General features: G+C 59.8%; 18 protein-coding genes. 7 read left to right on the forward strand and 11 right to left on the reverse strand.

The annotated features are described in order from the left end of the window. Window positions 1-102 precede the first annotated feature (102 nt). From arnT to AC1DIG_RS08520, 4 genes are all read right to left on the reverse strand, one after another. Window positions 103-1752 carry a lipid IV(A) 4-amino-4-deoxy-L-arabinosyltransferase gene (gene arnT, locus AC1DIG_RS08505; protein WP_477766930.1) on the reverse strand — a complete coding sequence of 550 codons (1650 nt, stop codon included), beginning with the start codon at window positions 1750-1752 and terminating at the stop codon, window positions 103-105. A 529-nt stretch (window positions 1753-2281) separates the two neighbouring features. Then, the gene (pmrG, locus tag AC1DIG_RS08510; RefSeq protein ID WP_477766931.1) at window positions 2282-2962 is read right to left on the reverse strand and encodes a lipopolysaccharide core heptose(II)-phosphate phosphatase PmrG; all 681 of its coding nucleotides are present in this window, start codon (window positions 2960-2962) and stop codon (window positions 2282-2284) included. Window positions 2963-3258: 296 nt separating this feature from the next. Further along, window positions 3259-4632: a sensor histidine kinase gene (locus AC1DIG_RS08515; protein WP_477766932.1), complete on the reverse strand. Its 1374-nt coding sequence runs from the start codon at window positions 4630-4632 to the stop codon at window positions 3259-3261. Then, window positions 4610-5302 carry a response regulator transcription factor gene (locus AC1DIG_RS08520; RefSeq protein WP_477766933.1) on the reverse strand — a complete coding sequence of 231 codons (693 nt, stop codon included), beginning with the start codon at window positions 5300-5302 and terminating at the stop codon, window positions 4610-4612. The genes AC1DIG_RS08515 and AC1DIG_RS08520 overlap by 23 nt, the downstream gene beginning before the upstream one ends. A 119-nt stretch (window positions 5303-5421) precedes the next feature. Between AC1DIG_RS08520 and AC1DIG_RS08525 the strand changes: the two genes are divergently transcribed. From AC1DIG_RS08525 to AC1DIG_RS08550, 6 genes are all read left to right on the forward strand, one after another. Then, window positions 5422-6111: a response regulator transcription factor gene (locus tag AC1DIG_RS08525; protein WP_477766934.1), complete on the forward strand. Its 690-nt coding sequence runs from the start codon at window positions 5422-5424 to the stop codon at window positions 6109-6111. A 104-nt stretch (window positions 6112-6215) separates the two neighbouring features. Next, a complete protein-coding gene (locus tag AC1DIG_RS08530) occupies window positions 6216-7616 on the forward strand; it encodes an efflux transporter outer membrane subunit (protein WP_477766935.1) in 1401 nt (466 codons plus the stop codon). Further along, entirely contained in the window at window positions 7613-8806 is a 1194-nt protein-coding gene (locus tag AC1DIG_RS08535) for an efflux RND transporter periplasmic adaptor subunit (protein ID WP_477766936.1), read from the forward strand. The genes AC1DIG_RS08530 and AC1DIG_RS08535 overlap by 4 nt, the downstream gene beginning before the upstream one ends. After that, complete coding sequence (locus AC1DIG_RS08540; protein WP_477766937.1) at window positions 8803-11880, forward strand: efflux RND transporter permease subunit; 3078 nt, start codon at window positions 8803-8805, stop codon at window positions 11878-11880. The genes AC1DIG_RS08535 and AC1DIG_RS08540 overlap by 4 nt, the downstream gene beginning before the upstream one ends. A 27-nt stretch (window positions 11881-11907) precedes the next feature. Continuing rightward, window positions 11908-13200, forward strand: coding sequence for a sensor histidine kinase (locus AC1DIG_RS08545; protein ID WP_477766938.1), 1293 nt, complete (start codon window positions 11908-11910; stop codon window positions 13198-13200). Window positions 13201-13501: 301 nt separating this feature from the next. After that, window positions 13502-13855 carry a DUF1428 domain-containing protein gene (locus AC1DIG_RS08550; RefSeq protein ID WP_019690486.1) on the forward strand — a complete coding sequence of 118 codons (354 nt, stop codon included), beginning with the start codon at window positions 13502-13504 and terminating at the stop codon, window positions 13853-13855. Between the two features lie 70 nt (window positions 13856-13925). Here the strand turns inward: AC1DIG_RS08550 and AC1DIG_RS08555 are convergent, their stop codons facing one another. The 6 genes from AC1DIG_RS08555 to AC1DIG_RS08580 form a co-directional block, all read right to left on the reverse strand. Continuing rightward, window positions 13926-14117, reverse strand: coding sequence for a hypothetical protein (locus AC1DIG_RS08555; RefSeq protein WP_123581643.1), 192 nt, complete (start codon window positions 14115-14117; stop codon window positions 13926-13928). 158 nt (window positions 14118-14275) lie between these two features. Continuing rightward, window positions 14276-15730 (reverse strand): amidase, encoded by a 1455-nt coding sequence (locus AC1DIG_RS08560; protein ID WP_477766939.1) that lies wholly within the window; start codon window positions 15728-15730, stop codon window positions 14276-14278. A 61-nt stretch (window positions 15731-15791) separates the two neighbouring features. Further along, entirely contained in the window at window positions 15792-16838 is a 1047-nt protein-coding gene (locus tag AC1DIG_RS08565; RefSeq protein WP_477766940.1) for an ABC transporter substrate-binding protein, read from the reverse strand. A gap of 27 nt (window positions 16839-16865) precedes the next feature. Next, on the reverse strand, window positions 16866-17675 hold the full coding sequence (locus AC1DIG_RS08570) for an ABC transporter permease (RefSeq protein WP_477767291.1): 810 nt from the start codon (window positions 17673-17675) through the stop codon (window positions 16866-16868). Continuing rightward, a complete protein-coding gene (locus AC1DIG_RS08575; RefSeq protein ID WP_477766941.1) occupies window positions 17672-18592 on the reverse strand; it encodes an ABC transporter permease in 921 nt (306 codons plus the stop codon). Before AC1DIG_RS08575 ends, AC1DIG_RS08570 begins: the two co-directional genes overlap by 4 nt. A 15-nt stretch (window positions 18593-18607) precedes the next feature. Further along, on the reverse strand, window positions 18608-19726 hold the full coding sequence (locus AC1DIG_RS08580) for an ABC transporter ATP-binding protein (RefSeq protein ID WP_477766942.1): 1119 nt from the start codon (window positions 19724-19726) through the stop codon (window positions 18608-18610). A gap of 249 nt (window positions 19727-19975) precedes the next feature. Between AC1DIG_RS08580 and AC1DIG_RS08585 the strand changes: the two genes are divergently transcribed. Beyond that, window positions 19976-20863 (forward strand): LysR substrate-binding domain-containing protein, encoded by an 888-nt coding sequence (locus AC1DIG_RS08585; RefSeq protein ID WP_477766943.1) that lies wholly within the window; start codon window positions 19976-19978, stop codon window positions 20861-20863. 57 nt (window positions 20864-20920) lie between these two features. Here AC1DIG_RS08585 and AC1DIG_RS08590 read toward each other — a convergent pair whose 3' ends face one another. Next, window positions 20921-21811 (reverse strand): LysR family transcriptional regulator, encoded by an 891-nt coding sequence (locus AC1DIG_RS08590; RefSeq protein WP_477766944.1) that lies wholly within the window; start codon window positions 21809-21811, stop codon window positions 20921-20923. Window positions 21812-21993 lie beyond the last annotated feature (182 nt).

A 21993-nucleotide genomic window follows, 5' to 3' on the forward strand; every position in this document is an offset into this window, starting at 1 on the left:
GAACGCCGCGACCTGCGCGCCGGGGTCAGAAAATGCAGATCATCTACTTGCCGGGTGACGATCTGTAGATCGTCACCCGGTAAACCGGTGCATCAGGAGTCTTCAGGGCAGTTTCGGGAAAATCAGGATCTCCAGTTCGCCCCGTTTGTAGTGCTTGCCATCAGTCGGCAGCAGCAAGACTTCCTGCTCTTCCAGCGCATTTTTCACCCGCATGACCACACCCACCGAACCCTTTTTACGGGCTTCGGTCATCCACTGCTGGACACTGTTCATGTCGACTTTGCGGTGTTCCGCCTCAGGGTAGGCGGCGCCGTATTGCAGCTCGCCGACGGTGTTGTACAGGTCAACCTGTGGGCGTTTCAGGCGCCAGGACAATGCCGAAGCCGCGCCCAGATCGTTACTCAGCAGCGAAGTGGTCTCGCTCAACTCCTGAACATGTTCGGCGATGAACTGGTCTGGCATCTTGCTGTTGACGATGCCTGCGGGCATGGCGGCAGGCAACAGGGCGACCAGCAGCCAGATTCCCAGCGCCGGAGTGGCCCAATAAACCAGCGGCCGAAGCGCTTGCAGGGCATTGGCGATGATCCATCCGGCCAGCACGATGAAGCCCAGCGACAGGGTGAACATCTCGGTGTTTTCGAAGATCGGCCTGGTGACCTGCAAATAGATCAGGACAATCAGGGCAATTGTCGCGATGGCTACGTTGATCAAGCCGTTGATGCGAATCGCGCGGCCACGAGCCTCGCTCACCAGATCGATCAATGTGCTGGCCATCAGCAAGGCCAGCGGCAGCAGGCACGGCATGATGTAGGTCGGCAGCTTGCCTTTGCTCAGGCTGAAAAACACCAATGGCAAGAGCATCCACAGCAGCAGGAAGCCCGTGGTGTTCTGAGTCTTGTTTTTCCAGGCTTGAACCAGTGTCGAGGGCAGCAGGGCTGCCCACGGCAGGCTCGAAACCACCATGATCGGCAGGAAGAACCACCACGGCCGGGTGTGCTGGGCATCTTCGGCGGCGAACCGGCGAATGTGTTCGTGCCAGAAGAAGAACCGCCAGAAATCCGGTTCGTGACTATTGATCGCCAGCACCCACGGCAGGCTGACGATGATGGCAACGACCATCGCAACCAGGCCATAGCGCAGCAGCTCACCAAAGCGCTTTTGCCAGATCATGTAAGGCAGTGCGATCAACACCGGCAACAGCCAGGCAAGGAAGCCCTTGGTCAGGAAGCCCATGCCACAGGCGAAGCCGAGCAGGGCCCAGGCACCGAGTTTGCTGCGTGGGGCTTTGTTATCCAGGGCAAACCACAGGGCAACCAGGCTCAGGTTGACCCAGAAGGTGAACTGCGGATCGAGGTTGGAGTAGCCAGCCTGGCCGGCGATCAGGCCGAAGCTCATGTAGAGCAGGGCGGCAGCGAAACTTTTGCGCGGATCGTTCCACAGGCGACGGGCGATCAGATACGCCAGCCACACACTCAGCCCGGTGGCGACTGCCGAGGCAATACGCACGCCAAACAGGTTCTCGCCGAAGATCGCCTGACCGATGGCAATCATCCAGTAACCGGCAATGGGCTTCTCGAAGTAGCGAAAGCCCATGAAGTGCGGAGACACCCAGTCACCGCTCAGCAACATCTCCTGGCTGATCTGTGCGTAGCGCGGCTCGTCAGGAATCCATAACCCGTGGCCGACCATCGGCAACAGGTAGAACAGGCCGAAGGCCAACAACAGGCAGGGTAGAGCCCAGCGCTTGATCATTTGACTCGTGCTCCCTGCGACTTCATGCGACGGTTCGGATTGCTGTGTGGGCAATCAGTAAAGTGATGCGTGACGAGTATTGTTTTTCGCTTCATGGGACGGCCTTGATACCGGAAGACGTTGCTCGGTTTTGGGTGTTTCGGTTATGACGTTCGAGGCTGCGCCGGTCTTCTTCAACAAAGAGGCGTGCAGGGGCGCAGACATCGCTGTGGCGAGCCGGCCGTATTATTCGGCAAAAGGATAAAGTCGACGCATGACATTCCTGGGCCTCCTGGCAGCGGACTGGACGGGTGTAGGTGGGTGAGCCGCTGTGAGCGGGCACCGCATGCTACAAGTGGAGCGTCGAGTCTTCCATTGAGGATTTCCCCAAGGCAGGCATTCAAGCGTGAAATCCCCGGATTTCCAGTAACTCGCTGAAAAAAATAAAGTTATTCAATTTGTTTCAAATGCACGCTAGCGCTGGCGAACTGTCGTAATGGTGTTCTTTTTTGAGTTCGTTAACAGCGCTGGCGTGTCCTGACCAACCGTACTACTTGCTGGCGAATCGCTTATCCAGCACGGCTGGCCAGTCCCCGGAATTCACAATGCCGAGTACTTTCAATTGCCCGTCGGCCGTCACCGAAACGAACAAGGCGCTGGTGTACTGACTGGTGGGTGCATGCTTGAAGCCGGTTTGTTTCTCGAAGTCACTGATGCAGCCACTGTGGGTGACCAGGACCAGATTACGATGCGCCGTTTTGTGTGCGACCACTTCATCACGCATGGTCTTGCCGCATTGGGCCAGCCATTCCTGATTCGACGCCTCTTTGCCAAACATGTACTGCGCGGTTTGCATCGTGCGGGTCGCCGGGCTGCTGAACACATCAGCATGGTCCATGCCCAGGGCGTTGAACCCCTTGCCGACGTCCGTCGATGCCGCGCTACCTACCTGGGTAATGCCATCGGCTGGGCCCAGGCACGGGTTTTTCGACTGATCGCAGCGTTCGGCATGTCGAACCAGTACCACCACATCACCCGCCTGCCAGTGTTGGAATACGCCAGCCGTTGCCATGTGATCACTTTCCGCGAGCAGCGCCGGAGACCGGGGCCACAGGGTGAAACCCGTGACCAGGGCGGCCACTATCACCGCCGACGCCGCTAGCGTGACTTTCAGAAACCGTTTTTTGACCGCTCGTTTAGGCGAGTCCTTGGGTAATGCAGTATTAACCACGCCTTTCACCTGTAAGTCGTATTGGGATGAAGAATTTCGATTCCGTTCAAGCAGGCAGCTTAGACAGTTCACGAGAAACGCGAGCATGAAGGTCGATTTGTGACGATCAATGTAGAGGCGCGCAAGTGGGGGTTAAGTGAAACGAATGTGAAAATTTCGCTGGTGCTCTTAACCATCCCTTAACGAAGGCTAATTATTTGATTCTAATTACATTGCCGTCGCGCCGGGGGTACCTGCGCCAAGACCATGCGCGGAATTTTCGCGAAGGCGGCAAGAGTCGCCCAAACCGGATTGTTTCAAGCTGTTTCGTGAGGCTGTTTTCCCAGCAGATCGATTCGGCAACCCGGGGCCGCGTCGTAGACCGCAAGCTTCATGTCATGTAACCGCGCCACCGCCGACACCATGCTCAAGCCCAACCCGTTACCGGGGGTGTGACGGCTCAGTTCTGAACGGTAGAGTCGACGAAATACCGCTTCGCGCTCGGCTTCCGGAATGCCCGGACCGTTATCGACGACCCGAATACCGACGCCCGTTGCATCGCTGATGACGCTAAGACTGACGCTGCTATGGTCGGGAGAGAATTTGATCGCGTTATCCAGCAGGTTGCAGCAGGCATCGAACAGCAGTTGTGCATCGCCAGCGATCAGCGTTGGCTGCGTGCCGGCATGGAATGCCAGACTGATGCCGCGCTCCTCGGCCAGCGGTTCATAGAGCTCGGTGGCATCGGCGCCGATCAGGTTCAGATCGACCGGCGCAAAGTGGCTGCGTCGTGCACTGTCTTCAATCTCGGAAATGCGCAGCAAGGCGCGGAATGTCATCAGCAGGCCCTTGGCCTCGCTCAGCGCCGAATCAATACTGGCCGCGTATTCGTCCTCGCGCAGGCCCCGGCGTTGCGCGCGCTCAAGGCCTGCAATCAGTCGGGTCAGGGGCGTGCGCAGGTCGTGGGCGATGTCGTCGCAGACGCCCTTGACCTCGCTCATCAAGCGTTCCAGCTCATCGAGCATGCCGTTGACGACGTTGGCGAGGCGGTCGATGTCATCGTTGTTGCCCAGGGTGGGCAAGCGGCTGCTCAAGTCGCCCTCGATGATGCCTTTGATCGAGTCGCTCAACTTGTCGAGCCGGCGCCGCGCTGAGTAGCCGAGGCCGATCGCACCTAACAGGCCGACCACCAACAGCAGGACCCCACCGGAAACCAGCGCATGGACCAACAGTTCGTCGAATTCGCCAATATCATGCATGTCCTGGGCGACCAGCAGGATTTTGCCGTCTTCCAGTTTATGGGCAATGAACCGCACCGGACGGGAGCGATCATTGGATTTTTGCCAGTCGAACTCGGCGGGGCGATCAAATTTTTTGAACGCTGGCAGTTGATGAATGGCGCCGACAATGTACTGGTTGTTTTCATCGAACAAACTATGGGGCAGGCGGCCCTCTGTGTCCGAAATGGTGTGTTTGCGGATTTCCTCTTCACGCAGTTGCGGGGTTTGCTGACTGCGGTTCTCCACCTGACGATAGAGCGCAGTGTCGGCCTCGGTTTTCAGGTAAAACGCGGTTTGCCAGTAAATGTAGCCAAACAGCGCCAGAAACGAGCAACCGAACAGCCCGAGGAACATCAGGCCCGTGCGAAAACTGATGGTGCGCGGAATCTCACTCAGGTGAACGGAGAACATAGCCGGCCCCCCGAATGGTGTGGATCATCTGCGGTTCACCTTCGGCGTCGATCTTGCGACGCAGGCGGCCGATATGCACCTCGATGACATTGGTGCGCTCGTCGTAGCTGTAATTCCACACGGCTTCAAACAACATGGTGCGCGTGACCACCTGTTCGGCGTTACGCATCAGGTGTTCCAGCAACGCGTATTCACGCGGAACCAGGTCGATGGGTCGATCGCCACGGCGCACACTGCGGCGTAACAGGTCGACGTGCAGGTTGCCGACGCGCAGTTGATTGTCCGGCTCGCGGGTGGCGGGTTCGGCACGACGACGGCTCAAGGCGTCCAGCCGTGCGGTCAGTTCGATGAATTCGAAGGGCTTGGTCAGGTAGTCATCACCACCGGCGCGCAAGCCTCGAACACGCTCATCCAGCGCGCTCAGGGCACTGAGGATCAACACCGGCGTGCTCACGCTCGCCGCTCGCAAGGCGGTCAATACGCCCAACCCGTCGATGCCGCCCGGCAGCATCCGGTCCAGAACGATCAGGTCGAAAGGCTCACTGAGGGCTTTGAGCAAACCGTCGCGGCCATTGTTCACACACGTGACGGTAAACCCGTGGTCCTGCAGGGCTGCTTCAATTTCACGAGCGGTGGAGTTGTCGTCTTCGACGACCAGAACGTGGGTCATGGGAGTTGAACCGGCCACTTGAACGGGTTAGAGATGGCATAGTGTGTCAAATCCAGGCAAGCGCCAACGTCGCCGCCGGATAAATAAAAGTTTAGGTTTCAGTTGAGAGAGAAAGCTCCTTGCGCATTCTAGTCGTTGAAGACGATGCCCAGACCGCCACCTACCTGTTGCGTGGGTTGACGGAAAGCGGGCACGTGGTGGATGTCGCCGAAGACGGCAACGATGGCCTGGCCATGGCCCTGGAAGGTATTCATGACGCGTTGATTGTCGACCGGCGCCTGCCGGGGCTCGACGGTATCGCCCTGGTGCGGGCGATACGCAGTCGCGGTTCGCGTATTCCGGTGTTGATGCTCAGCGCTCAGTCGACCACTGCGCAAAAGGTCGAAGGCTTGCAAGCCGGTTGTGACGATTACCTGGCCAAACCCTATGCGTTCGCCGAGGTGCTGGCACGTCTCGACGCTTTATTGCGCGGTGCCGATCAACCGAGTGCAGCAGGGCGCAAGCTGCAAGTCGGCGAACTCGAACTCGACTGCGCGACCCGTACGGCGGTGCGTCAGGGCCGTAGCATTGTCTTGCAACAGCGAGAGGCGCTGCTGCTGGAAAAACTCATGCGCCACAGCGGTCAGGTGGTCACCCGTGACATGCTGCTCGACAGCGCCTGGGATTACGCCTTTGACCCCAACGACAATGTCATCGACAAACATATCCATCGCCTGCGGCGCAAACTCGATGAAGGTTTCGAGTACTCGCTGATCAAGACCATTCCGGGCGCGGGTTACAGCTTTCAGGGCCGTCGCGAGCCCGATTAAATAAAAGTTTACCTGCAGACGAACGCTCTGCAAGGCGCTGTTGGCTATCTTCGGCTGATTCGTGGACAGGCTCCACAAACGTTTCAGCTGGAGATCGCGTGCCAATGTCAGTTGCAACCTCACCGAGGCGTAACTTTTTATCCTTATCGGTGCTGCTGGGCGTATTGATGCTCGGGGGCTGCTCGATGGTGCCCGCTTACCATCAACCGGAGGTGCCGCTGGCGGCAAACTGGAATGGCGCCGGGCAAACGTCCGCCGCACGGGGAGGGCAGTGGTGGAGTGAGTTCCACAGCGCTGAACTGAATGACCTGATCACCCGTGGCCTCTCGGCCAATTACACCCTTAAAGCCGCGGCCAGCCGCATCGAAGAGGCGCGCGCTTCGGCTCAGGTGGTCGGCGCCGGGCAATATCCGACACTGGCACTGGGCGGCAATGTCCAGCGTCAGAACAATTACGGCACCACCAAGAAAAGCAGCGTGTTCGCCCAAGCGACTTACGAGCTGGACTTCTGGGGCAAGCAGCGCGCTGCCGCGGATTCTGCCGAAGCACTGGCCAATGCCAGCGTGTTTGACGCACAAACCCTGCGCATGAGCCTGGGGGCGAGCATCGCCGACAGCTACTTCCAGGTCTTGTCGCTGGAAGAACGGCTGCGCCTGGCGCAGTCGATAGCTGACGACGCCAAGCAGGTACTCGATCTGGTCGAAGTCCAGGCCAGCCAGGGCGCGGTGTCCAATCTTGAAGTGGCACAGCAACGCAATGCCCTGCAAACCTTCCAGGCGGCGATGCCACCTTTGCGTCAGCAACGCGATCTGGCGCTCTACCAATTGGCGGTACTGGTGGGCGAGACGCCGCAAGGTTTTCAGCTGAAAAGCTCGGGTCTTGAGGGTTTGCAGATGCCGCGTCCGTCCGCTGGACTGCCGATCGGCCTGCTGCGTCAGCGGCCCGATGTGCAAGCAGCCGAAGCGCGACTGGTGTCGGCCAACTTCGATGTCGGGGTCGCCCGTGCGGCGTTCTTGCCGAATCTGTCGCTGGACCTGATTGGCGGTATCGACACCATTGCCGGCGGCAACATCTGGAGCGTCGTCGGCACATTGGCCCAACCGGTGTTCACCGGCGGCCAACTCACTGGTCAATTGCACGTTGATCAGGCCCACGTGCAGGAACTGACCGCCAGTTACCGTGAATCGGTGATCGAGGCGCTGCAAGACGTCGAAACCCAACTGAGCGCCACCCGCGAACTGGATAAAAGCTTTGCCTTGAATCAGGCCGCGGTGGACTCCGCCCGCGAGGCTGCGAGGTTAGCGCAGGTGCGTTATCGGCTGGGTTCCACCGACTTCCAGACTTTGCTGATTGTCGAGCGCACCCAGTATCAGGCCGAAGACACGCTGTTGCAGGTGCGCCTGCAACACCTGCAGGCCGCCGTCGGTTTGTTCCGGGCGCTGGGCGGTGATTTCACCCCCGACACCCTTGCTTCCCTTTCTCCTTCTCAGGCGTCACACCCATGAATGCTAAGCCACGCATTGCGAACCCTCGCCATCGAGCACTGTCCTGGGCGCTGCTGATCCTCCTGTTGGGCGCCGGCGTCGGTGGATTTCAGTGGGTCAAGCGGGCTCAGGCGGCACCGGCCAAAACCGAGGCAAGCGCCGTGCCGGTGCAACTGACGCAAGTCAGCCAGCAGGACCTGCCGATCTGGCTCAGTGCGATTGGCAATGTCCAGCCGCTCAACAGCGTCAATGTGCGGGTTCGGGTGGATGGCGAGTTGCAGAAAGTCCTGTTCAAGGAAGGCCAGACCGTGAACACCGGCAGTCTGCTGGCGGTGATCGATCCACGGGTTTACCAGGCTCAGGTGGCTCAGGCGCAAGCTCTGGTGGCCAAGGATCAGGCGCAACTGGCCAACCTGCGGGTGAGTCTGGACCGGGCCAGCAAACTGGCGGCCGCCAAGGCCGGGCCGAGTCAGGATGTCGACACCTATCGCGCCGAATTGGCGGCACAGCAGGCCACGGTGCAGGCTGACCAGGCGGCACTGGATAACGCGCGCCTGCAACTGGAGTTCACTCAGGTCAAGGCGCCGCTGACCGGGCGTACCGGCCAGCGCTTGCTGGATGTCGGTGCCATCGCCCACGGTGCGGAAGCCACGGGGCTGGTGACCATTACCCAGATGAACCCGATCTCGGTGGCCTTCGCTGTCTCCCAGGACGAACTCCCGCAGATCCTTGAAGAAAACGCCAAGGGCGCCTTGCAAGTGGTTGCCATGACCCGCGACGGCCATCAGGAAATCGCTCGCGGCCGTCTGAGCTTCATTGACAGCCAGGTCGCTGCCGCCAGCGGTCAGATCCAGTTGAAGGCCGAGTTCGACAACAGTGCCAACCAGTTGTGGCCTGGCGAATTGGTCAGCGCACGCTTGCTGGTAAGCACTCGCCAGGACGTCACGGTGGTGCCGGCCAATGCCGTGCAGTTCGGTCGTCAGGGCAATTTTGTCTATGTGGTGGGTGCTGACCAACGGGTGCAACCGCGTCAGGTCGATGCCGCTGCCGTGGTCGATGGCAAGCAGTGGATTCGCCAGGGGCTGGCCGCCGGAGAAACGGTCGTCGTGCAAGGCCAGTCACGCATTGCACCGGGCGTCAAAGTCGCACCGATCAAGGCTGAGGAAGCCGCTGCGCTGGCTGCTGCCACGCCAGTGGAGAGCGCACGATGAAAGGGCTCGCCGGACTGATTCAACGACGCGTGGGCCTGAGCTTGTTGGCGCTTGGGATTATGTTGCTGGGTGCTTTCGCGTACTTCCAGTTGCCGGTGGCGCCTTTGCCTACGGTGGATTTTCCGACCATTCAGGTCACGGCCAAACTCTCCGGAGCCAGCGCCGAGACCATGGCTTCGTCGGTTGCGACACCACTGGAAAGAGCCTTTGCTGCTGTTCCGCAAGTGACCTCGATGACCTCTTCGAGCGCGGCCGGTAAGACCCAGGTTGTGTTGCAGTTCGACCTGTCGCGGAACATCGACGGCGCTGCCCAGGATGTGCAGACCGCGATCAACACCGCGACCCCGAACCTGCCGAAGACCATGACCAGTACGCCGACGTTCAACAAGGTCAACCCGGCGGAAGGTACGGTGCTGTCGCTGGCCGTGACCTCGCCGACGCGCACGCTGCCGGAACTCGACCGCTACGCAGACAACTACATTGCCCAGCGTTTGTCGCAGATGCCCGGCGTCGGCCTGGTGGATTTCCACGGTGAGCAAAAACCGGCGGTGCGGATTCAGATCGACCCGGATGCGCTGGCCGCACGCGGCCTGAGCCTGGAAGACGTGCGCAGCGTGATCGGCGTGAGTACCGTCGATCAGCCCAAGGGCACCCTTGACGGGCAGACCCGTTCCGTCACGCTCGGCGCCACCGACCAGATGCTTGACCCGCAGCATTATCGGGATCAGGTGATTGCCTATAAAAACGGTATGCCGATCAAGCTCGGTGATCTCGGCCGGGTAATTGCCGGAGCCGAAGATACCCAGCAAGCCGCACAGTTGGGCGGCGAGCCGACGGTGATCGTCGACATTCACAAACAACCGGGTTTCAACCTGCTGTCGACCATCGCCACGATCAAGGCCAAGTTGCCCGAACTGACGGCATCATTGCCTCGCGACGTGCAGGTCCAGGTGGTGGGCGACCGTACCCAGACCATCGAAGCTTCGGTCAACGACATGCAGTTCACGCTGCTGTTGTCGATTGCCCTGGTGGTCGTGGTGATCTTCGTGTTCCTGCGCAAGGCCACCGCCACGCTGATTCCCAGCCTGACTATTCCGCTGTCGCTGGTGTCGACCTTCGGCGTGATGTATTTGCTCGGCTACAGCCTCGACAACCTGTCGATCATGGGCCTGGCCATTGCGGTCGGCTTTGTCGTGGATGACGCCATCGTGGTGATGGAAAACATCGTGCGCCATCTGGAGATGGGCAAGTCGCGCCTGCAATCAGCGGTCGATGGCTTGCGCGAAGTGGCGTTCACCATTGTCTCGATGACGGTGTCGTTGATCGCGGTGTTCTTGCCGATCCTGTTGATGTCGGGGATCGTCGGGCGCTTGATGCGCGAGTTCGCGGTCACCGTCAGCGTGGCGATCATCATGTCCTGCATCGTCTCGCTGACGATCACCCCGATGCTTTGTGCCTGGCTGCTCAAACCGCATGCCGAGAGCGAGGAGGGGCGTTTCGCCCAGGCTTGCGAGCGGGCGTTCACTGGCTTGCACAATGGCTATCGCCGCAGCCTCGACTGGGTACTCGACCATCAACGTCTGACCCTCGGCGTGGCACTGGCGACATTGCTGGCGACAGCAGTGTTGTACGTGAGCATTCCCAAGGGCTTCTTCCCGCAACAGGACAACGGCCTGATCCAGGGTGTCGCCGAAGCGTCTGCCGATATTTCACCGATGGCCATGCGGGAGCAGGTCAACCGTGTCGCCGAAGTCGTCGGGCATGACCCAGCGGTGGCCAAGGTGTATTTCTGGATCGGCCCGAACCCGACGGTCAGCCAGGGCAAGGTGATGATCAACCTCAAGCCGTTCAGCGAGCGCACCGACAGTGCCCAAAAGGTGATCAGCCGTTTGCAGCCAGCGCTCGATCAGTTGTCCGGGGTCAAGGTCTACTTGCAAGCTAACCAGGACATCCAGATCGGTGGCCGCGCCAGTAAAACCCAGTACCAGTACACCCTTCAGGACCCGGACAGCGCAGAGCTGGATCACTGGAGCGGGGTGCTGCTGGAAAAACTCAAGACCTTGCCACAACTGCAACATGTCACCTCTGACCAGCAACAGGCCATTGCGCAGGCAACCCTGGTGATCGACCGCGCCACGGCGGCGCGTCTGGGCGTGACGGTGCAGGCCATCGACGATGTGCTGTATGACGCCTTCGGGCAGCGTCAGGTCGCGACGATGTTCACCCAGCTCGACCAGAACCACGTGGTTCTCGAACTGGACCCGCACTGGCAGACGTCCACCACCACGCTGGAACACTTATACGTACGCGCAAGTTCCGGAACCCTGGTGCCATTGAATCTGTTGGCGAGCATCAAGACCGAGCAGGTGCCGATTATCATCAACCACCAAGGGGTATTCCCGGCCATTACCCTGTCGTTCGACCTGGCGCCCGGCCAGGCCCTGAGCGATGCGGTCAGCGCGATCAATCAGGCGTCTTTGGCGGTGGCGATGCCCGACTCTGTCGTCGGCAGTTTCCAGGGCACCGCCCAGGCGTTCCAGGACTCGCTGAAATCACAACCCTGGCTGATTCTGGCGGCGATCCTGACCGTCTACATTGTGCTGGGCGTGCTGTACGAGAACGCGATTCACCCGTTGACGATCATTTCAACCTTGCCGTCCGCCGGGTTCGGTGCGCTGCTGGCATTGATGCTCTGTGGACAGGACCTGTCGGTCCTTGGGATGATCGGCATTATTTTGCTGATCGGTATCGTCAAGAAGAACGCGATCATGATCGTTGACTTCACGCTGTCGGCCCAGCAACGTGGCCTGTCTGCCCGAGACGCCGTGCGCGAAGGGTGCCTGTTGCGGTTGCGGCCGATCCTGATGACCTCGCTGGCGGCATTGCTCGGTGCGGTGCCATTGGCGTTCGGCCACGGTGCCGGCTCGGAGCTTCGCCAGCCATTGGGCATTGCTATTGTCGGTGGCCTGGCGGTCTCGCAGATCCTGACGTTGTACACCACCCCGGTTGTCTACCTTTGGTTTGAGCGTCGGCGTCGCAGCCAAAAACTCGTCGCGCAGGACATCAAGGTGTGACCTCGGCATTCAAAACACTGGAAAGACATGGATTCCAAGCAAAGCCTGGCAAAAAGGATTGTGATTGTTTTCGCACTGATGACTGCGTTTGTCGCAGGGGTCTTTGCGGTTGGCATTGTCGCGACCGTGCATATCGTTGAAAGAAAGCTCACCACCACCAGCCTGGGTGGTGGGCTGCAACGCCTGCTGCTGATGGACAACACCGATGACTGGACCCATCGACCGGAGAAAGACGAGCTGTTTTTCTTTGAGGGCGGGCTGGGTGAAATGGCCCCGGACGCGCAGCTCAAGGCGTTGCAGCCGGGGTTTCAGGAAATCGTCTTTGACGGTGAGGACTACTACGCAATAGTAAAGGTGGTCGAAGGTCGCCAATACGTCCTGCTGAAAGATCAGCGAAGCCATGAACAACGCGAACGCGTGCTGTATGCGGTGGTAATTGTCGGGTTCGTGTTGAGCATCCTGCTGGCAATTTTGTTGGGCTGGCTGTTGGCCCGGCGCGTCATGGCCCCGGTGATCCGTTTGGCGCGCCAGGTGCGTCACCGCGATCAGCTACTGGAACTCGCGCCACCGCTGGCGCCCGAGTATGCCGTCGACGAGGTTGGCGAACTGGCGGTGTCCTTTGATCAAACCCTGGGCCGACTGCGCGAGGCACTGGGCCGGGAAAAACTATTCACCAGCGATGTCAGCCACGAATTGCGAACGCCGTTGATGGTGCTCGCCAGTTCCTGCGAGCTGTTGTTGAGCAATCGTGCCCTGGATCAGCGTTCGATGGCCCAGGTCAGCCGTATTGCCAGGGCCAGCGATGAAATGCGCCAGCTGGTCGACACGTTCCTGATGCTCGCGCGTGACCGGGACAACGACTCCGGTAACGGTGGCAACGCCTCCTTGAAAGAGGTTGCCGATGCGCTGGCGGAGATCTGGGGCCGGCTGATCCGGGAAAAAGGCCTGGAATTCATCTACCTCGACGAGCAGACCTCAAACAGCTACTACAACCTGACATTCCTGCAATCGGTGATGGGCAACCTGCTGCGCAACGCCTGGCACTATACTGATCATGGCTTCATTCGCCTGACATTGCGTGACCATGGCTTCAGCGTGGAAGACAGCGGTATCGGTATTCCGGAAGAAAAACGCCATGCGATGTTCCAGCCCTTTGTCAGGGGCGACGAACACCGAGGCGAAGGGCTGGGATTGGGGCTGTCGCTGGTTCAGCGGATCTGCACCAACCAGAACTGGCGAGTGGAGCTCACCACCCGCGAACCCCACGGCTGCCATTTCGCCGTGGACCTGGCAGAGCGTCAGAAGCAACTCCTGCTCTGACGGGATACGGTGCAGGACAATCCCGTAGCAGCTGCCGAGCCTGCGAGGCTGCGTTCGGCTGCGAAGCAGCCGTGAAATCAGGCAGCGCGTTCTTCCAGGTAAACCGCGTATGTCGGATTTACGAGGACTTCGTCCTCGAACGCAGCCTCGCAGGCTCGGCAGCTGCTACAGGCGTTGGAGCAAAAAAGATATGGGGATACTTTTGCCCGTTGGTCGGTTTGCCTGAAAGGCCGGTCGATTTGCGCTCTTGCAGATCGACTAACCGGTAAATCGATGACGCATTTCAAAGAGGAGAGTGATCATGTCTTATGTCGATGGCTTTGTTGCAGCCGTACCCACCGCCAACCGCGATAAATTCAAGCAGCACGCCGAGTTCATGGCAGGTATTTTCAAGGAAAACGGCGCTCTGAGCGTGACCGAATGCTGGGGCGACGATGTGCCTCAAGGCAAACTGACCTCATTCCCGATGGCGGTAAAACTCAAGGAAGACGAGACCGTGGTGTTTTCGTGGATCATCTGGCCGGACCGCCAAACGCGCGACACCGGTATGCAGAAGTTCATGGAAGATCCCAGGCTTCAATCCCTGGACAACTCAATGCCTTTCGATGGGCAACGGTTGATCTTCGGCGGTTTCGAGATGATCGTAAACGTGTGAAGCAGGTCGCATCATCCGGATGTCAGACGGGCCTGAAAAGGATGCAGGCCCGCCCCGGATAGCGCGCCGGTTATTCCGGAAGGGTGATTCGGCAGCTCTTGCGGTTGCGGATTTCGTTATCCGTCGGCCGCTCTTTCACAAACTCGAAACGCGGCTCGCCCTCGTTGTACGTGACCAGCCACCCCCACTCCAGCTCGGACTCATCTTGCCCGGGCTTCGGCGGCGCAGCCCACCATGGTTCCTTGCTGACAATCTGGCGCATACCCCCTCCACGTGGTTTGGGTCCCTTCAACTATAACGTGGATGGCTGGAGGCGCCAGAAATGCGTTTCGCGTGGGCCGGCAGACTCGTGCCGGCCCACGCTCATCAGCATAAAACGGTGTGTAAGGCAGGAATTTCCCGTCCAGGGTGATTACCCCTTCAGAATCGTAATAGCGGCGAAGGGCAGCGCTCGAACCAGCGGCTCGCCTGTTCGTAGGCATGGGCAATCTGCAGCACCGCAAAGTCAGCCTGGTGTTTACCGATGATTTGCAACCCCATGGGCAGACCGTTCCGGTTAAAACCCACTGGCACGTTTGCCACCGGGCAACCAGAGAGGGTGCCGGGAATCACCACCTCCATCCAGCGGTGATAGGTGTCCATGCTCACGCCTTCGATGGAGGTTGGCCAAGGCAGGTTTTTGTCGAACGGGAAGACCTGGGCGGTTGGCAACAGCAGGTAGTCGAAGCGTTCGAACAGCTTACTGATGGCGCGATACCAGTGACTGCGGGCCACCGAGGCGGCGAACACGTCGCTGGCAGAGAGCCTGAGCCCGTTTTCCACTTCCCAGCACGCTTCCTCTTTCAGCCGTGCGCGTTGACTCGGGTTGGCGTAGGCGCCGCCGAGGGAGCCGGCGACCATCCAGTGTCGCAACTTACGCCAACTGTTCCAGAGCTGTTCCGGGGCGAAGTCGATAGAGGCCGCCTCGATGCTGCAGCCCAGGCTTTCGAAGTCGGCGAAGGCCTTTTGACACAGCTCGAGAATGCCTTTTTCCATCGGCAGATAACCGTTGAAATCACCGAGCCAGCCCAGGCGCGTACCGTTGAAATCGCACTCCAGCGGAGCCGCGAAAGCGGCACCGGACTCAGCGATCGATAGCGGTGCGCGGGCGTCGGCGCCGGCCTGGACCGACAACAGCAACGCCGCATCGCGTACGCAGCGGCCCATGGGGCCTTCGTAGCCGAGCTGGTCGATAAACAGGTCGGCGCTGTCGTCGAAGGGCACCCGGCCCTGGGACGGGCGGAAACCGAAGACATTGTTGAACGCCGCCGGATTGCGCAGCGAACCCATCATGTCGCTGCCGTCGGCCACCGGCACCAGGTGCATGGCCAGCGCCGAGGCGGCACCGCCACTGCTGCCGCCGGCGGTTTTGCTCGGGTCGTAGGCACAGCCGGTGGCACCGAACAGCGGGTTGTAGGTTTGCGAACCGAGGCCGAATTCCGGGGTGTTGGTCTTGCCGATAATGATTGCCCCGGCCGCCTTGATCCGCTCGCACATGATGCCGTCGCGCTCGGGCACGAAATCCTCGAACAGCGGTGAACCGAAGGTGGTGCGAATGCCCCGCGTCAGCGACAGGTCCTTGATCGCGTGAGGCAGGCCGTGCATCCAGCCACGGTACAGGCCGCTTGCCAGTTCGGCATCGCGCTGGTCGGCCTGGGCCAGAAGGTCCTCCGGCGCTTGCAGGCTGATCAGCGCATTGACCCGCGGGTTGAAGCGTTCGATGTGGCTCAGGTAAGCCTGCATCACGTCCCGGCAGGAAACCTGGCGCAGGCGAATGCAGTCGGCGAGTTCATGGGCCTTTAGCAGGACCAGTTCGCTGATAGGAGTAGAAGTCATTGCGACACTGCCTTGTAGACGACGGGAGAAACGCCCCGCTGCACCAGCGGGGCGGTAAAGATCAACGCATCAGGTTGGTCCACAGGCGGTCGGCCAGGCGGATCGCGCCTTCACCGCAGGTCTTGCTGAAGACCACCTGGGTGCCCGCCGGGATGTGCAGTTCCGGCGCGTCCTTGAGACCGGCGTCGAGGAACGGTTCCACGCCCTTGATCGGACTCTGGTGCTTGAGGAAGTTCTGGGTCATCGCGGCGTTTTCAGGCTGGCTGAGGAAGGCGATGAAGGCCTTGGCGTTCGCCGGATTCTTGCTGCCGTTGGGGATGACCATGTTGTCGACCCAGGCCAGCACGCCTTCTTTCGGGTAGAGGTATTTCAGGCTCGGTTTCATCTCCCGCGCCCGCATCGACGAACCGCCCCAGAAGGTCGACATGTCGATTTCACCCGAAGCCAGGTTCTCGCGGATCGAGCCGGCCTTGGAGCTGTAGGTTTTGACGAACGGCTTCTGCGCCTTGAGCAGGGTCATCACTTGCTGCATCTGTTTCGGATCTTCGCTGCACAGTGGGACGTTCAGGTACAGGCTGGCCATGTCCACGACGTCGCTGACCGAGTCGAACATGTTGATCCGCCCTTGCAGCTCGGCTGGCGGCTCATAAAGCACCTTGTAGCTGTCGGTCGGGCCTTTGTAGCGCTCGGTGTTCAACACCACGCTGGTGGTGCCCCAGATGAAGGGCACCGAATACGCGCCTTCCGGGTCCCAGGTAGGTTTTTTCAGGTTGTCGACGACATTGGCGTAATAGGGCTCTTTGACCGGGTCGAAGCGCTCCAGCAGTTGTTCCTTGATCAGGATCGGCACGAACTGGTGCGAAGGAATCGCCACGTCATAGCCGGCGCCGCCCTGTTTGAGCTTGGCCAGCAGGGTTTCGTTGGAATCGTAGGAGTCGACCGTGACTTCAATGCCGGTCTGCTTCTGGAACTTGGCGAGAATCTCTGGCGAGAAGTAGCCACTCCAGCTCACCACATTGAGTTTTTCCGCGGCCTGAACGCTGCCGGCCATCGTTAGTGGCAATGTCAGTAACAACGAGGTGCCGATGCTTGCAATCAACTTGCTCATACTTATTCCCCACGGTGTTTGGAAGGTTCAGGTTTTCTTTTTGCCCAGCAGATAAGAGAGGCTGACGAACAACACCGAGACGCCGAGGATCAGCGTCGAGACGGCGTTGACGTCGGGTGTCACGCCCATGCGCAACAGGCCGAAGATGAAGATTGGCAAAGTGGTGGTGCCGGCCTGGGCGACCATCATCGAAATCACGAAGTTATCCAGCGAGACGATGAAGGCCAGCATCAACCCGGAGACGATTCCCGGCATCAACAGCGGCAGCGTGACCTTGCGAAAGGTCCGCCAAGGGCCGGCGTACAGGTCGGCCGAGGCTTGCTCCAGCGACAGGTCCATGTCATTGAGCCGCGCGCGGATCGGCAGGTAGGCGAAGGGAATGCAGAACACCGTATGGGCGATGATCAGGTTGCCGTATCCCAGCGACAGGCCGACCGTGGAAAACAGCGCCAGGGTAGCGACGCCGACCACGATCTCCGGTAACACCAGCGGCAGCATGATTGCGCCCATCGACAGTTGCATGCCTTTGAACTTCGCGCCGCGCGAGGTGCCGAGTGCTGCGAGGGTGGCAATCGCGGTGGCGATCATGCTCGCGCAGACGGCAATCAGCAGGCTGTTACTGGCCGCCTGGCGCAAGGCCTGATTGGCAAATGCGGCGCGGTACCAGTCCAGGCTCAGGCCGGTCCAGACCGTAGCCGACTGGTTGGCGTTGAAGGAGAACACCACCAGCACCACGATCGGCGCATAGAGGTACAGGTAGAACAGAAAACTGAAACCGCCGAAGCCCGGAAAGTCCTGAACGCTGAGGCCGGTTCGCTTGAATAGACGCTGCATTATTCACCTCCCTTGGCGATGCGCTGGCGCTCGGCGCGCAGGGCATACACGGTCAACACCAGCATCACCGCCGCCATCAGCACCAGCGACAGGGCGGCCCCGAACGGCCAGTTCCGCGCATCGCTGAACTGCCGGAAGATCAGGTTGCCGAGCATCATTTTGGTCCCGCCACCGAGCAGTTCCGGGGCGATCATTGCCCCCAGGCACGGTACGAAAGTGAGGATGGCGCCAGCGAAAATCCCCGGTTTGGCGATCGGTAGCACGACTTTGACCAGCGTTCGCCAACGTCCGGCGTAGAGGTCTTGCGCCGCTTCCAGCAGGCGGATGTCCATCTTTTCCAGGGTTGCGTAGATCGGTAGCACCACGAACGGTGCGTAGGTGTAAACCAGCCCCAGCAGCACCGCGCCGTCGGTGTAGAGCAGTTGCAGCGGCTGATCGATAACACCGAGCCCCATCAGGCTGTTATTGATGACCCCGGTATTGCGCAGCAGCAGAATCCAGGCGTAGGTGCGAATCAGCAGGTTGGCCCAGAACGGCACGGTGATCAGGAAAATCAGCAGCCCGCGCCGGTGTGCCGGTTGCATCGCCAGCCAGACCGCGACCGGGAAGCCGATCAACAAAGTGATCACGGTCGTCAGCCCGGCGATGCCAATCGAGCGCAGGGCAATGATCAGATAGGAATCGGCAAAGGCCAGACTGTCATCCAGTTGCCGCTCGAACAGCAAGGAGGTGTAGGCGTCGCTGCTGAAGACCTTGTTCACCCCGCCATAGGGGTTGGCTTCCATCAGCGAATAGCCGATGACGATCAGGATCGGCACAATCAGAAACAGGCCGATGGCGAGCAGTGCCGGAGTGACACCGAGAAAACTGCCGAAGGCTTTTCGCCGCGCCAGGGTGTTGGATATCGGTAAAGCGTGCATGACAAACCCTCGTGCTCAATCCAGCAGGACACTGGCGCTACCGCGGTCGAACAGCAGGCCGGCCTGGCTGCCGACAGCGAAGCGCAGACTCTGGTCGACGCTGTTGGGCGTACGCACCGTAAGACGCGAACCGTCGTTAAGGCTGACCTGATATTGCAGGTCGGTGCCGAGGTAGATCTGCGCATCGATCCGGCATGGCAAGGCGCCGGTGGTGTCGGCCGGCAACAGATGCAGGCGCTCGGGACGCACCGAGAGCGCCACCGTTGCGCCCACGTTTACGTCGCTGCAGGGTTGAGCGGGGAGCGGGTGACCCGCCGGCCCGGCGAACCAGGCCAGGCCTGCTTCCACGTGGGTGACCGTACCTTCGATGAAGTTGGTCTCGCCGATGAAGTCTGCGACAAAGCGATTGCGCGGACGCTCGTAGATATCCTCCGGGCGGCCGACCTGCTGCACTTCGCCTTCGGACAGCACGGCAATGCGGTCGGACATGGTCAGGGCTTCTTCCTGATCGTGGGTGACGAAGATAAAGGTGATGCCGGTCTTCGCCTGAATCGCCTTCAGCTCTTCACGCATGGCCTGGCGCAGTTTGAGGTCGAGCGCCGAGAGCGGCTCGTCGAGCAGCAGCACTTTAGGATGCGGCGCCAGGGCTCGGGCCAGGGCGACTCGTTGTTGCTGGCCGCCGGACAATTGCGTCGGGCGACGCGTGGCGAAGCGTTCCATTTGCACCAGCGCCAGCATCTCGCGCACTCGCTCGGCGATTTGCACCTTGCTCAAGACCTTGCCCATCGGATGGGACTCAAGGCCGAACGCGAGGTTCTCGGCAATGGTCATGTGCGGAAACAGTGCGTAGTGCTGGAACACCGTATTGACCGGGCGCTGGTAGGGCGGACGGTCGGCGATGTTTTCGCCATAGAGCAGGATCTCGCCCTGGGTCGGAAATTCGAACCCGGCGATCATCCGCAGGAGCGTGGTTTTACCGCAGCCCGAAGGGCCGAGGAGGGTGAAGAACTCGTTGTCGCGGATATCCAGATCGATGCTTTTCAGCGCCACCGGACCGCTCTGCGGATCACCGTAGACTTTGCGTACAGCTCGAATTGACACAGCCAGCGTTTGCAGCGAATGCAGGGCATTCATGCGTTACCTCCGATTCCCCCATCGCCTGTGCCGGTATGCTGCAAACAGCCGTGCCGTCAGGCCATGGATATTATTTTTTTGGGCAGGATCGAGATCTGTTCAGGTGTGCAGCGAGCCGCTTCGTCGGGCTCTTTGGCTATTTTTGTAGTTCTGTTGTGAGTCGATTATCAGTGAGGGGTTGCGGGGGCGAAACTTCAATTTTAACATAGCAGCTGTTAAATAATTTAATAGCGAAAGGCGTCCCAAGCCATGCCTGACCACCGTTTGCCACCGCTGAACGCGGTGCGTGCCTTTGATGCTGCCGCCCGCTTGGGCAGCTACGTCGAAGCCTCGAAGTCGCTGCACGTGACTCAGCCAGCCATTGGCCGACATGTGAAGCTGTTGGAGGAGTGGCTGGGAACCCAGCTGTTTGAGCGCACCTCGCGTGGTGTCACGCTGACCAGTGCCGGCGAGAAGTACCACCGCAAGATCGCTTCAGCGCTGCAACTGATCATCGAGGCGGGGAGGGAGTTGCAACCCAAAGACTCCGAACGATGGCTGCGAATCATGGTAGTACCGGGTTTCGCCAAACGCTGGTTGACCCCAAGGCTGGAAGCGGCACGGCGTCTTCGCCCTGGGTTGAAGTTCGCCATCGAACCCAACTCGACGTTCACCGATGTCGATGGCAAGACCGCTGACCTGGGGATCGTCTATGGCCTTGATGGGGAATACGCCCATTCCCGGGCCACACTGATCTGCCCGCGGGTGTTTCCGATCTGTACGCCGGGCTACCTCGCCAGCATCGAGCCGATCACCCGGCTCGCCGATTTGTTGAAACACAACCTGATTCACTTCGACGGCGAGTGGTGGAACATGTGGTTCGCCGCCAATGGCCTGGATGTCCACCTCACCTCGGACGTGTTGTACGTCAACAACGACCACGCATTGTCGGTGGCTGAAAGCGGGCAAGGCATCGCGTTGGCGAATGAGGTGCTGGTGCGCGAGGAGCTCAAGGCCGGCACCCTGGTGCGGGTGCTTGAGGAGCAGGTAAAACTGGAAAGCTACCGGGTGCTGACACCGTCGGCTGAACTGTCGGCGGATGCGCAGTGGTTCATCCAGTGGCTGACGACCGAGTTGGGACGCGAATTCAGCGATTGAAGGTGCTTGAGAACCCACTGCACGGTCAATGCAGTGGGCGTGTGCCAAACCCTCGAATCAGCTCTTTGCAGCAAACAGCTTCTGGGCTTCAGCAAAGCATTTCTCGGCAATGGCCGAGCGAGGTTCGGTTTTGCGCATCACCAGCCCCAGGGGCGCGAGCACACTTGCATCCGGAAGGTTGATAAAGGCCAGATTCTCGATTGGGTTTTCCAGGCCACTGCCCAGCGGCATGATCGAGCAGCAAAAGCCGTCGTGAATGGCCTGGAACAACTGATAAGTCGAATCGGTTTCGAGTATTGGCTGTGGGTCCAGCCCGCGGCTGCGAAAACTCAGGTCAATGGATTTTCGATAGTGCATGCCGTTGCTGATCATCCCCAATGGCAGCTCGGCGGCATCTTCCCAGCTCATTTCCGTTCCTTCGAAATGGAAGTGGCGCGTGTCGTACAGCAAGCCGACACGGGTTTCTCCAATTTCGAAAAAATCCAGATAGTTGGGATTCACGTGATCGAGATAGCAGATGCCCAGGTCCAGTTGGTTGTTACCGATCCCTTCGATGATCTGGTCCGAGCTCATCGATGACAGACTGAACTTGAGCTCCGGGAACGTATGGGAAAGCCCCTGAACGTAGCTGATCGGATTAAAGCCGCTGAGAGGCACCAGGCCCAGACGCAAGTTGCCGACTAACTGACCGCGACACGCAGCGGCTTCGGCAAACAGCCCGTCATGCGCGGCGAGCAGTGTTCTCGCCCATGCCAGCACGCGTTCACCGGCCTGGGTGAAACCTTCAAAGCGCTGGCCCCGGGTGACCAGCTCCAGACCCAGTTCATCCTCAAGATTGCGCAAGCGCATGGACAGCGTCGGCTGAGTAATGTGGCAGCGCGCAGCGGCCTGCCCGAAGTGTCGGGTCTGTTCCAGGGCGATCAGGAATTTGAGTTGCTTGATGTCCACAATGGCACCTGCTGAGGGATGAAAGTGATGTCAGTAAAGCAGGTAAGTCTCATGATTAAAAACACGGAAAGTGGGGTGAGCAAACGATCTCACTGTCCGTCTTGTCAGTCCAATCGCAAGTATTGACCGGCCGATTGGTTAGCTCTATCACGACCGAATTCAATCTGAATAAGTCATCGTGG

The organism is Pseudomonas sp. 05N431 (assembly GCF_056397005.1).

Bases quoted from the DNA above. Each gene is read 5' to 3' on its own strand.
- AC1DIG_RS08540 (WP_477766937.1), top strand. From the start codon at position 8,803: ATGAAAGGGCTCGCCGGACTGATTCAACGACGCGTGGGCCTGAGCTTG.
- arnT (WP_477766930.1), bottom strand. From the start codon at position 1,752: ATGATCAAGCGCTGGGCTCTACCCTGCCTGTTGTTGGCCTTCGGCCTG.
- AC1DIG_RS08555 (WP_123581643.1), bottom strand. From the start codon at position 14,117: ATGCGCCAGATTGTCAGCAAGGAACCATGGTGGGCTGCGCCGCCGAAG.
- AC1DIG_RS08530 (WP_477766935.1), top strand. From the start codon at position 6,216: ATGTCAGTTGCAACCTCACCGAGGCGTAACTTTTTATCCTTATCGGTG.
- AC1DIG_RS08580 (WP_477766942.1), bottom strand. From the start codon at position 19,726: ATGAATGCCCTGCATTCGCTGCAAACGCTGGCTGTGTCAATTCGAGCT.
- AC1DIG_RS08520 (WP_477766933.1), bottom strand. From the start codon at position 5,302: ATGACCCACGTTCTGGTCGTCGAAGACGACAACTCCACCGCTCGTGAA.
- AC1DIG_RS08550 (WP_019690486.1), top strand. From the start codon at position 13,502: ATGTCTTATGTCGATGGCTTTGTTGCAGCCGTACCCACCGCCAACCGC.
- AC1DIG_RS08560 (WP_477766939.1), bottom strand. From the start codon at position 15,730: ATGACTTCTACTCCTATCAGCGAACTGGTCCTGCTAAAGGCCCATGAA.
- AC1DIG_RS08515 (WP_477766932.1), bottom strand. From the start codon at position 4,632: ATGTTCTCCGTTCACCTGAGTGAGATTCCGCGCACCATCAGTTTTCGC.
- AC1DIG_RS08575 (WP_477766941.1), bottom strand. From the start codon at position 18,592: ATGCACGCTTTACCGATATCCAACACCCTGGCGCGGCGAAAAGCCTTC.
- AC1DIG_RS08535 (WP_477766936.1), top strand. From the start codon at position 7,613: ATGAATGCTAAGCCACGCATTGCGAACCCTCGCCATCGAGCACTGTCC.
- AC1DIG_RS08545 (WP_477766938.1), top strand. From the start codon at position 11,908: ATGGATTCCAAGCAAAGCCTGGCAAAAAGGATTGTGATTGTTTTCGCA.
- AC1DIG_RS08585 (WP_477766943.1), top strand. From the start codon at position 19,976: ATGCCTGACCACCGTTTGCCACCGCTGAACGCGGTGCGTGCCTTTGAT.
- AC1DIG_RS08565 (WP_477766940.1), bottom strand. From the start codon at position 16,838: ATGAGCAAGTTGATTGCAAGCATCGGCACCTCGTTGTTACTGACATTG.